The sequence below is a fragment of the Nocardioides sp. genome (assembly GCF_016462705.1).
In the GTDB taxonomy this organism is placed as follows: Bacteria; Actinomycetota; Actinomycetes; order Propionibacteriales; family Nocardioidaceae; genus Nocardioides.
Genome location: NZ_JAEMSS010000033.1, coordinates 18,501 through 28,966 on the forward strand (window position 1 = coordinate 18,501; position 10,466 = coordinate 28,966).

Annotated in this window: 9 protein-coding genes and 1 pseudogene; 2 read left to right on the forward strand and 8 right to left on the reverse strand. The window is 72.5% G+C overall.

Going from position 1 to position 10,466, the window contains the following annotated elements:
* The 8 genes and pseudogenes from JHD21_RS21885 to JHD21_RS06455 all read right to left on the reverse strand — a co-directional run.
* A pseudogene (locus JHD21_RS21885) lies at positions 1 to 88 on the reverse strand (hypoxanthine phosphoribosyltransferase); the annotation flags it as partial.
* Between the two features lie 17 nt (positions 89 to 105).
* Positions 106 to 657, reverse strand: coding sequence for a hypoxanthine phosphoribosyltransferase (hpt, locus tag JHD21_RS06425; protein WP_292672579.1), 552 nt, complete (start codon positions 655 to 657; stop codon positions 106 to 108).
* A 9-nt stretch (positions 658 to 666) separates the two neighbouring features.
* Positions 667 to 1,686: a tRNA lysidine(34) synthetase TilS gene (tilS, locus tag JHD21_RS06430; RefSeq protein WP_292672581.1), complete on the reverse strand. Its 1,020-nt coding sequence runs from the start codon at positions 1,684 to 1,686 to the stop codon at positions 667 to 669.
* Between the two features lie 100 nt (positions 1,687 to 1,786).
* Positions 1,787 to 2,836, reverse strand: a complete 1,050-nt coding sequence (locus JHD21_RS06435) for a zinc-dependent metalloprotease (RefSeq protein ID WP_292672583.1) — start codon at positions 2,834 to 2,836, stop codon at positions 1,787 to 1,789.
* A gap of 129 nt (positions 2,837 to 2,965) precedes the next feature.
* The gene (gene purB, locus JHD21_RS06440; RefSeq protein ID WP_292672585.1) at positions 2,966 to 4,405 is read right to left on the reverse strand and encodes an adenylosuccinate lyase; all 1,440 of its coding nucleotides are present in this window, start codon (positions 4,403 to 4,405) and stop codon (positions 2,966 to 2,968) included.
* 137 nt (positions 4,406 to 4,542) lie between these two features.
* Entirely contained in the window at positions 4,543 to 5,079 is a 537-nt protein-coding gene (locus JHD21_RS06445) for a DUF402 domain-containing protein (RefSeq protein WP_292672587.1), read from the reverse strand.
* 2 nt (positions 5,080 to 5,081) lie between these two features.
* Positions 5,082 to 6,326: a phosphoribosylamine--glycine ligase gene (gene purD / locus JHD21_RS06450; protein WP_292672589.1), complete on the reverse strand. Its 1,245-nt coding sequence runs from the start codon at positions 6,324 to 6,326 to the stop codon at positions 5,082 to 5,084.
* A 10-nt stretch (positions 6,327 to 6,336) separates the two neighbouring features.
* Positions 6,337 to 7,632: an adenylosuccinate synthase gene (locus JHD21_RS06455; protein WP_292672591.1), complete on the reverse strand. Its 1,296-nt coding sequence runs from the start codon at positions 7,630 to 7,632 to the stop codon at positions 6,337 to 6,339.
* A gap of 26 nt (positions 7,633 to 7,658) precedes the next feature.
* Between JHD21_RS06455 and JHD21_RS06460 the strand changes: the two genes are divergently transcribed.
* Together JHD21_RS06460 and lysS are read left to right on the forward strand one after the other, a co-directional pair.
* The gene (locus JHD21_RS06460) at positions 7,659 to 8,573 is read left to right on the forward strand and encodes a diacylglycerol kinase family protein (RefSeq protein WP_292672592.1); all 915 of its coding nucleotides are present in this window, start codon (positions 7,659 to 7,661) and stop codon (positions 8,571 to 8,573) included.
* Positions 8,574 to 8,582: 9 nt separating this feature from the next.
* Positions 8,583 to 10,253 carry a lysine--tRNA ligase gene (lysS, locus tag JHD21_RS06465; RefSeq protein WP_292672594.1) on the forward strand — a complete coding sequence of 557 codons (1,671 nt, stop codon included), beginning with the start codon at positions 8,583 to 8,585 and terminating at the stop codon, positions 10,251 to 10,253.
* The last annotated feature ends 213 nt before the right edge of the window (positions 10,254 to 10,466 follow it).

The window sequence follows — 10,466 nt, forward strand, 5'->3', positions numbered from 1 at the left end:
GCAGGTTGCGGTACCGCTCGCGGTAGTCGAGGCCGTAGCCGACCACGAACTCGTTGCCGGGGATCTGCGCAGCGTCCCAACCCACGTACGACCCATGACCGACCTTCAGGAATAGACGTGCGGCGACAGAGTGCCGATGTCGCGCAGGTTGCGGTACCGCTCGCGGTAGTCGAGGCCGTAGCCGACCACGAACTCGTTCGGGATGTCCCAACCCACATACTTCACGTCCACGGGCATGGTGAGCGCCTCGGGCTTGCGCAGCAGGGTGCAGATCTCGACGCTCGCCGGGTTGCGCGAGGCGAGGTTGGAGGTGAGCCACGACAGGGTCAGCCCGGTGTCGATGATCTCGTCCACGATGATCACGTCGCGGCCGGAGATGTCGGTGTCAAGGTCCTTGAGGATCCGGACGACGCCACTCGACTTGGTGCCGGACCCGTAGGACGAGATCGCCATCCAGTCCATCTCGACGTGCCGGCTGAAGCTGCGGGCCAGGTCGGCCATCACCATGACGGCACCGCGCAGGATCCCGACGATCAGGATGTCGCGGCCCTCGTAGTCGCGCTCGATCTCCAGGGCCAGCTCGGAGAGCCGGTGCTGGATCTGCTGCTCGGTGAACAGGACCTCGACCAGGTCGTCCGGGACGTCCGCGGCATCCATGGGGTCAGCCTAGGTCCACCCGTTCCCGGCGTCGCGAGCGCCACCTGCCGTGGGCCGGAAGGTCAGCAGGTCCCCGTCCCGTAGGGCGGTCAGGTGGCCGGGCAGCTGGACCTCCCCCGGCCGGGGCTGCGGACCGATCAGCGCGGCCAGCGCGAGGACGTGCACCCGAAACAGCTCGGAGGGCGGCGCGCCTGCCTCCACGGCGGCGGCCCGCAGCACCCGGTGCGCCAGGGCGGGCGGCTGGGCGGCGAGCCGGGCCGCGTCCAGTCCTCCGTCCGCTCGCACCTCGTCGTACGCCGTCGCGGCGAGCGCGTCGAGCAGCTCGGCGTCCTCGCGGAGCTGGTCGGCGGTCCGCGCCAGGGTGGCGGCGACCCCCGGCCCGAGCTCGTCCTCGAGCAGGGGCAGGACCCGGTGCCGGACCCGGCTCCTGGTGTAGGCGGGGTCGGTGTTGTGCGGGTCCTCCCAGAACGCGATCCCCTCCACCTGGCAGGCGGTGACGGTCTCGTCGCGAGCGACGTCGAGCAGCGGCCGCCGGTAGACGTCGAAGGCCCGGCGCATCCCGGCCAGCGCCCGGCCGCCCGAGCCCCGGGTCAGGCCGAGGAGCACGGTCTCGGCCTGGTCGTCGCGGGTGTGCCCGAGCAGCACCTGGGTGGCGCCGAAGTGCTCGGCCATCTGGTCCAGGACGGCGTACCTGGCCTCGCGCGCGGCGGCCTCCATGCCCCTGCCCCCGCCCTCGACGGAGACGCGCGCGGTCGCGGTCTCGTCGGCGCCCATGGCCGCCATCTGGGACACCACCCGCGCCGCGTGGGCGTCGGACCCCTCCTGGAGGCCGTGGTCGACGGTGACGCCGATGACCCGGACGTCGAGCTTGTGGCCCTCGAAGAGCGCGGCGGAGAGGAGCGCCAGCGAGTCGGCGCCGCCGGAGCAGGCCACCAGGACGGTCGGCTGCTGCGGCGCGGCGGGGTCGAGCTCGGCCAGCACCCGGCGTACGCCGGCCCGGACCGCCGCGACCGAGGGGTGGAGGCTCATGGCGCCGGCCGCCGGGGGGCGTCGCGCGACCCGGATCGGTCGTCCTGGGCGGCCCGATTCGACCCGAACGGGTCACTCGACGCCCGCAGGCCCGCCGCGCTCATGCCAGGACGCGGGCCATCCAGGCCTGGGGGTCCTTGATCTCGACCTTGCTCGGCAGGTGCTCCGGCCGCTCCCAGACCGCGTTGAACTGCTCCATGCCCGCCTGGTCGACCACGTGCCGCACGAACGTCGCGCCGTCGCGGTACTGCGCCATCTTGGCGTCCAGCCCGAGCAGCCGGCGGAGCACCTTGTCGAGCATCCCGACGCCCTTGCGGCGCTCGTTGAACTTGCTCCGGATCTTCGAGACCGACGGGATCACGCTGGGACCGACACCGTCCATCACCACGTCGGCGTGGCCCTCGAGGAGCGACATCACGCCGGTCATCCGGTCGATCAGGTCCTTCTGCTCGGGGGTGCTGATCACGTCGAGCAGGCTGGAGCCCGAGGCCTTCGCGCCCTTGAGGGCCTCGGCGATGCGGCCGAGCCCGTCGTCGAGGAGGCTGGAGGGCTCCATGGTCTCGGCGAGCTTGCCGATCTCGGCGAACAGGTGGTCACGCATCCAGGGCACCGCGGTGAACTGCACCCGGTGGGTCTCCTCGTGCAGGCACACCCAAAGCCGGAAGTCGGTCGGGTCGGCACCGATCTCGCGCTCGACGTGGACGATGTTGGGGGCCACGAGCAGCAGCCGGCCGGCCGGCTCGTGGAACGGGTCGAACTGGCCGAGGACCTTGCTGCCCAGGAAGCCGAGCAGCCCGCCCACCTCGGCACCGGTGACCTTGGAGCCGATCGCCGCCGAGATAGCGCTGGGTGGCTTCTTGTCGCTGAGCTTGTCGACCACGGGCCCGAGCAGGGTCGCGAACGCGTCGGCGTTGGCCTGCACCCACCCGGCCCGGTCCACCACCAGCACGGGTGCCGTGCGCTCGGCGGCCGCGAGGCCGGTGAACTCGCGCACCAGCGCCGTCGAGCGGTCCGCACCGGCCCGGAGCTCCTCGACCGTGGCCGCCGCCTCCCCGCGGGAGATCTCGGGGCCGTCGCCGACGAGGCGTGAGCCGATCCGTACGGCGAGGTCCCAGTCGACCATCCCGGGCCGACCGGTCGCGTCCGTCATGCCCCGACCGTATCTGGCGCCTCCACGCGTCGGACCGGTGCCGCTGCGGGGGCGAATGCGGCCCAGCCTGCGCTCACGGACTCCGAACCAGACCGCGTTCGCCCCCGCAGCCGTCCGCGAAGCGCGGCGCTAGAGGATGGCGCCGGGTGAGTACGCCGCCGCGCCGGGGTGGCGCGCGACCAGCGCGGCGACCCGGCGGACGACCTCCTGGGTCTGCGCCACGGCGGCCCCGGTGAACGTGATCGGCTCGGCGACCAGCGAGCCCAGCTGCTCGGCGGAGAGGCCGAGCCGCTCGTCGGCGGCGAGGCGTGCGAAGACGTCGTTCTCGGCCTGGCCCTTCCTCATGTCCAGGGCGGTGCCCACCGCCGCCTCCTTGATGGCCTCGTGCGCCGCCTCACGGCCGACGCCGTTGCGGACCGCGGCCATCAGGACCTTGGTGGTCGAGAGGAACGGCAGGTAGCGGTCCAGCTCGCGCTGGATGACGGCCGGGAACGCGCCGAACTCGTCGAGCACCGTCAGGAAGGTCTCGAAGAGGCCGTCGGCGGCGAAGAACGCGTCGGGCAGGGCGACCCGGCGGACCACGGAGTCGGAGACGTCGCCCTCGTTCCACTGGTCGCCGGCGAGCTCGCTGACCATCGAGAGGTGCCCCCGGAGCACGACGGCGAGACCGTTGACCCGCTCGGCGGAGCGGCTGTTCATCTTGTGCGGCATCGCCGACGAGCCGACCTGGCCCTCCTGGAAGCCCTCGGTGACCAGCTCGTTGCCGGCCATCAGCCGGATCGTGGTGGCCAGGTTGGACGGGCCGGCGACGAGCTGCACGAGCGCCGACACGACGTCGAAGTCGAGCGACCGCGGGTAGACCTGGCCGACCGAGGTGAACGTCCGCTCGAAGCCGAGGTGCTGCGCGACGGCGGCCTCCAGCCGGGCCAGCCGGTCCTGGTCGCCGTCCAGCAGGTCGAGCATGTCCTGCGCCGTGCCCATCGGGCCCTTGATGCCGCGGAGCGGGTAGCGCCCCAGCAGGTCCTCGACCCGCTCGACGGCGACCAGGATCTCCTCGGCCACCGTCGCGAACCGCTTGCCCAAGGTCGTCGCCTGCGCCGCGACGTTGTGGGACCGGCCGGTCATGACGGTGGCCTCGTGCTCGGCGGCGAGCCGGGCGAGCCTGGCCAGGGCCGCGACGGCCCGGTCCCGGAGCAGCGCCAGCGACTGGCGGACCTGGAGCTGCTCGACGTTCTCGGTCAGGTCGCGGCTGGTCATGCCCTTGTGGACGTGCTCGTGGCCGGCCAGCGCGTTGAGCTCCTCGATCCGAGCCTTCACGTCGTGCCGGGTCACCCGCTCGCGGGCGGCGATCGACTCGAGGTCGACCCCCTTCTCGCCGAGCTCGGCGACGTCCTCGTAGGCCTCGACCACGCCGTCCGGCACGTCGACGCCGAGGTCACGCTGCGCGCGGAGGACCGCGATCCACAGCCGGCGTTCGAGCACTATCTTGTGCTCGGGCGACCAGATCGCGGCCAGGTCGGGGCTCGCGTAGCGCGTGGCCAGCACGTTGGGGACGGTCACGGGTCCCATCGTCCCAGAGAAGTCGGCCCGGCAGGATCCAGGCCGGGTCGAGCGGTACGACGCCGTGCTCGCCGACGGTCACCTCACCGGTCGGGACCCGAGCTCCGTGGGGGCTCCAGCCCGGACGGCATCACCGACATCCAGGGTCAGCCCTCCACAGGACGCCAGTCGTCCCAGGCAGCCCACCAGCGGTCGTCGCGGTCCAGCAGGTCGGTGACCCCGGGAGCGGCGGCGAGCACGTGGAGCAGGTCGTCGACGGAGAACCTGCCCTCGCGAAGCCGGGCGTCCAGCGCCTCGACGTCCTTCCACTCGCGCCGGCCGTCGGCGTGCAGCACGAGGTCCAGCTCGAGGTCGTCGATGTCGATCCCGTCCGCGCGGCGCACGTAGGGCCGCTCGAAGTTGACGTACCAGCCCTGGAAGGCGAGGTCGGCGTCGAAGAACTTCCAGACCGAGTACCACTCCCCCGGCCGCCGCAGCTTCAGCACCGTGGTGCCGAGCCAGTGGGTCTGGCGCGACCACGGGTGCGGCCCGCCGGGGTGCGGGGGGAACGTGAGTGGGCTCCCATCGCGCTGGAGGGTCGCGAGCACGTCGTCGTCGGCGACGACCAGCTCGGGGAACTCCAGCCAGACCTCACCGGCCCAGACCTCCCGGACCGTCACGGTGGCGCCGGCTGCGAAGGGCACGCTCAGATCCCCGCGGCGATGTCGGTCCGGTGCTGGGCGCCGTCGAACGAGATGCACGCGACGCCGTCGTACGCCGCGGCGCGGGCGGCGGCGACGTCCTCGCCCACGCCGACGACCGCCAGGACCCGGCCGCCGGCGGTGACCAGCGACCCGTCCCGCAGGGCGGTGCCAGCCTGGATGACGTGCACGTCCGCGAGTGCCTCGGCCGCGTCGACGCCCGTGATGACGTCTCCGCTGGACGACGACGCGGGGTAGCCGCGGCTGGCCATGACCACCCCCACGGCCGCGCCCTCGCGCCAGGCAGGCGGGGTCACGGAGGCCAGGCTGCCGGTCGCGGCGCCCATCAGCAGCGCCGACAGCGGCGAGGCATCCTGGTCGAGCAGCGCGAGCAGCGGCTGGGTCTCCGGGTCGCCGAAGCGGGCGTTGAACTCGACGACCCGCACACCGCGGGAGGTCAGGGCCAGGCCGATGTAGAGCAGACCCTTGAACGGCGTGCCCCGGCGGGACATCTCCTGGATGGTGGGGTGCGCGACGGTGTCGAGCACCTCCTCGACGAGGTCCGCGGGCGCCCACGGCAACGGCGTGTAGGCACCCATGCCGCCGGTGTTGGCGCCGGCGTCACCGTCGAAGATCCGCTTGAAGTCCTGCGCCGGCTGCATCGGGTACACGGTCGAGCCGTCGGTGACGACGAAGAGCGAGACCTCCGGCCCGTCGAGGTACTCCTCGATGACCACCCGGTCGCACGCCACCGCGTGGTCGAGGGCGGCCTGCCGGTCCTCCGTCACGACGACGCCCTTGCCGGCAGCGAGGCCGTCGTTCTTGACGACGTACGGCGCCCCCAGCTCGTCCAGCGCGGTGGCCGCCTCCTCGGCCGTCGTGCAGACCAACGCCCGCGCCGTCGGGACCCTCGCCGCGTTCATCACGTCCTTGGCGAACGCCTTCGACCCCTCGAGCTGCGCGGCCGCCGCCGACGGCCCGAACACCGCGATGCCACAGGCCTCCACGGCGTCGGCGACGCCCGCGACCAGCGGCGCCTCCGGCCCGACGACGACCAGGTCGACCCCGAGACCGACCGCCAGGGCCGCGACCGCGTCGCCGTCCAGCGGGTCGACGTCGTGCAGCGTCGCCACAGCGGCCATGCCGGGATTGCCCGGCGCGACGTGCACCTCGGTGACCGCCGGGTCCAGTGACAGGGCGCGGGCCAGGGCGTGCTCACGACCACCGGGGCCGATGACCAGGGTCTTCACGGACATCCCCTCAGAGCAGGTCGTGCACGACGACGGTCTGGTCGCGCGCCGGGCCGACGCCGATCGCCGAGATCCGGGCGCCTGACATCTCCTCCACGGCCGTGACGTACGCGCGGGCGTTGGGCGGCAGGTCGTCGAGGGTCCGGGCCGCGGAGATGTCCTCCCACCAGCCGGGCAGCTCCTCGTAGATGGGGACGGCGTGGTGGAAGTCGGACTGGTTGACGGGCATCTCGTCGTGGCGGACGCCGTCGACGTCGTACGCGACGCACACGGGCACCTTCTCGAGGCCGGTGAGCACGTCGAGCTTGGTCAGGGTGAAGTCGGTGACGCCGTTGACCCGGGCGGCGTAGCGCGCAATGACCGCGTCGTACCAGCCGCAGCGGCGGGGCCGGCCGGTCGTGGTGCCGTACTCGGCGCCCGTCTTGCGGAGCAGCTCCCCGAAGTCGTCGTGCAGCTCGGTCGGGAACGGTCCCTCCCCCACGCGGGTCGTGTAGGCCTTGACGATGCCGACCACCCGGTCCAGACGCGTGGGCGGGATGCCGGAGCCGGTGCACGCCCCTCCGGCCGTCGCCGAGGACGACGTGACGAACGGGTAGGTGCCGTGGTCGACGTCGAGCAGGGTGGCCTGGCCCGCCTCCAGCAGGACGGTCTCCCCGCGGTCGAGGGCCTGGTTGAGGAGCAGGCCGGTGTCGCAGACCATCGGCCGCAGCCGGTCGGCGTAGGACAGCAGCTCCTCCAGCGTGGCCTCCACGGTGACCGCGCGACGGTTGTAGATCTTGGCGAGGACCTGGTTCTTCAGCTCGAGGACGCCCTCGACCTTGGCCTGCAGGATCTTCTCGTCGAAGAGGTCCTGGATGCGGATTCCGACCCGGTTCATCTTGTCGGCGTACGTCGGGCCGATGCCGCGACCGGTGGTGCCGAGCCGCCGCGAGCCGAGGAAGCGCTCGGTGACCTTGTCGAGGGTCCGGTTGTAGTCGGCGATGACGTGCGCGTTGGCACTGACCTTGAGCAGCGAGGTGTCGACGCCGCGGGTCTCGAGCCCCTCGATCTCCTCGAACAGCACGTTGAGGTCGACCACGACGCCGTTGCCGATGACCGGCGTGCACCCCGGTGTGAGGATGCCGCTGGGCAGCAGGTGGAGGGCGTACTTCTGCTGGGTCTCCCCCGCCCCGATGACGACCGTGTGGCCGGCGTTGTTGCCGCCGTTGAACTTCACGACGTAGTCGACGCGGCTCCCGAGGACGTCGGTGGCCTTGCCCTTGCCCTCGTCACCCCACTGGGCACCGATGATCGCGATGGCTGGCACGTGTCCTAACTGTAGGGTCAATCGCGATGGACCCCCTCCTCGTGATCAGCAACGCGGACGCCGGGCCGGCAGACGAGGAGTCCCTGCAGGCGGCGTTGGCGCTCCTGCGGACGCACGCCGACGTCGAGGTCCAGGCGACGTCCAACCCGGGCGAGCTCAACGGCGCCCTGCACCGGGCCGGGTCGCGACGCATCGTCGTCGCCGGCGGGGACGGCAGCCTGCACGCAGTGGTCACCACGCTCTACCGGCGCAACGAGCTCAAGAACGCGGTGCTCGGCATCCTGCCGCTGGGGACCGGCAACGACTTCGCCCGGGCCAACGACATCCCGCTCGACGTCGAGGAGGCCGCCCAGGTCCTGGTCGACGGCGCGCCGCGGGCGATGGACCTCATCGTGGACGAGGTCGGCGAGATCGTGGTCAACAACGTGCACGCGGGAGCCGGCGCCCAGGCCGGGCGGTACGGCGCGCGGTGGAAGGACCGGCTGCACGCGGTCGGCGTCGGCAAGCTCAACCTGGGCAAGCTGGGCTACCCCCTCGGCGCGGCGATGGCGGCGGTCAAGCCGCCGTTCATCCGCGTGGCCGTGGAGGTCGACGGCGAGGTGGTCGTCGACATGGACAAGCCGATCCTCATGGTCGCCGTGGGCAACGGCTCGCAGGTCGGCGGCGGCACCGAGCTCACGCCGCACGCCGACCCGGGCAACGGCACGGTCGACGTGATGGTGTCGCGCGCCATCGGCCCGCTGGCCCGGTTCGGCTACGGCGCCAAGCTGCTGACCGGCCGCCACCCCGAACGCGACGACGTCATCTACCTCCGCGGGACCACCGTCTCGGTGTCCGGCGAGGAGTTCTGGTGCTCGGCCGACGGCGAGATCTACGGCCCCGAGCGGCACCGCACCTGGCGGGTCGAGCCCGCGGCGTACTCCCTCGTCGTGCCCCGGTAGCGTTTCCGGGTGCCCACGAAGCAGGACGGCGAGCCCCACGACTGGGTGACGCGCGCCGCCGACGACGCGGTGAGGCATGCCGGCGAGGGCGCCGAGATCGTCACGGTCTCCTCCGGCGCGAGCCCGTCCGGCCGGGTGCACCTCGGCAACCTGCGTGAGTTCCTGACCGTGCACTTCGTCGCCGAGGAGCTGCGCCGCCGCGGCGTCAACACCCGGCACCTGCACGTGTGGGACGACTTCGACCGGTTCCGCAAGGTCCCTGTGGGCGTCGACCCGTCCTGGAGCGACCACATCGGCCGTCCGCTCTCGGCGGTCCCCGACCCGGAGGGCTGCCACGACTCCTGGGCCGAGCACTTCAAGGCACCCCTGCGCGACGCGCTGCACGCCATGGGCGTCGACATGGAGGAGATCTCGCAGACCGAGCGCTACCGAGCCGGCCACTACCGCGACCCCGTGCTCACCGCCGTCCGCGAGCGGCACCGGATCGAGTCGGTGCTGGCGAAGCACCGCACCAAGGCCGTCGAGCTGGAGTCGGCGGACGACGACGACACCGCGGATACCGCGGCCGGCGACCTCGCCCGCTTCCCCTACAAGCCCTACTGCCGCGACTGCGGCCGCGACACCGTCACCCTGACGTCCTACGACGAGGAGACCACCGACCTCGGCTACACCTGCGACGTCACGGGCTACCAGGGCGTCACCAACCTGACGACCGACTTCGAGGGCAAGCTCGTCTGGAAGGTCGACTGGCCGATGCGGTGGGCGGTCGAGCACGTCGACTTCGAGCCGGCCGGCATGGACCACGCCACCCCGGGCTCGTCGTTCACGGTCGGTCACGAGCTGGTCGAGAGCATCTACGGGATGCCCCGGCCGGCGTGGTTCGGCTACGGCTTCGTGGGCTTCGCCGGCGTCCAGAAGATGTCGTCGTCGGCGGGCGGGGCGCCCACCGCCGAGGACGCGCTGCGGATCCTCGAGGCGCCGATCCTGCGGTGGCTCTACGTGCGGCGCAACCCGCGGCAGGCCTTCAACATCGACTTCGGCGCCGAGGTCGTCCGGCTCTACGACGAGTGGGACGCGCTCGGCCGCAAGGCGCAGGACCCCGCGAAGCGGGACGCGCAGGTCCTCGCCTACGAGCGGGCGACGTCCACGTCGACCGCCGGCGTCCTGCCCACCGCGCCCGTCGTCGTCCCGTTCCGGCTGCTGTCCTCGGTCGCCGACGTCACCGCGGGCTCGGCGGAGCAGATCAGCCGGATCGTGGAGCACGCCGGCCACCCGCACGGCTCGGTGGCGGACCTCCAGCCACGCCTCGACAAGGCGATGGCCTGGACCTCCGAGTTCGTCCCGGAGTCCGACCGGACGACGGTGCGTGACGCCCCCGACACCGAGACCCTCGCGGCCCTCGGTCCGCAGCAGCGGGAGTGGATCGGGCTGCTGCTCCAGCACCTCCCCGACGAGCCGGACCTCGAGCCCCTGACGGCCGTGGTCTACGGGGTGCCGAAGCTCGCCCGCGGCATGGCGCTGGACGACAAGCCGACCGACGAGGTCAAGGCCGACCAGAAGGAGTTCTTCGCGCTCCTCTACCAGCTGCTCGTCGACGCCGAGCGCGGGCCGCGGCTGCCGACGCTGATCCTGGCGCTGGGATCGGAACGCGTGCGGGACCTGCTGACGCTGCCGGAGTAGCCACGGGCCGGTCGTCTCCGGCTGCCAGCGCACCCGTCGGTCGAGGAGGCGCGCCAGCGCCGTCTCGAGACCTCGCACGCTGTGGCTGGGACCTGACCATCTCGGCTGGCGGGCCGATCTGCGGGCTGGGCGTGGTGCCCGCGCGCGTAGCAGGCCGACGCTCAGCGGCAGGGCTCCGCCCCGCCGCCCGCATGCGCGGGCACCACACCTGTC

Excerpts from the sequence above, each read along its gene's own strand:
- purB (WP_292672585.1), bottom strand. The coding sequence starts at position 4,405 with ATGGGACCCGTGACCGTCCCCAACGTGCTGGCCACGCGCTACGCGAGC.
- hpt (WP_292672579.1), bottom strand. The coding sequence starts at position 657 with ATGGATGCCGCGGACGTCCCGGACGACCTGGTCGAGGTCCTGTTCACC.
- tilS (WP_292672581.1), bottom strand. The coding sequence starts at position 1,686 with ATGAGCCTCCACCCCTCGGTCGCGGCGGTCCGGGCCGGCGTACGCCGG.
- JHD21_RS06435 (WP_292672583.1), bottom strand. The coding sequence starts at position 2,836 with ATGACGGACGCGACCGGTCGGCCCGGGATGGTCGACTGGGACCTCGCC.
- JHD21_RS06460 (WP_292672592.1), top strand. The coding sequence starts at position 7,659 with ATGGACCCCCTCCTCGTGATCAGCAACGCGGACGCCGGGCCGGCAGAC.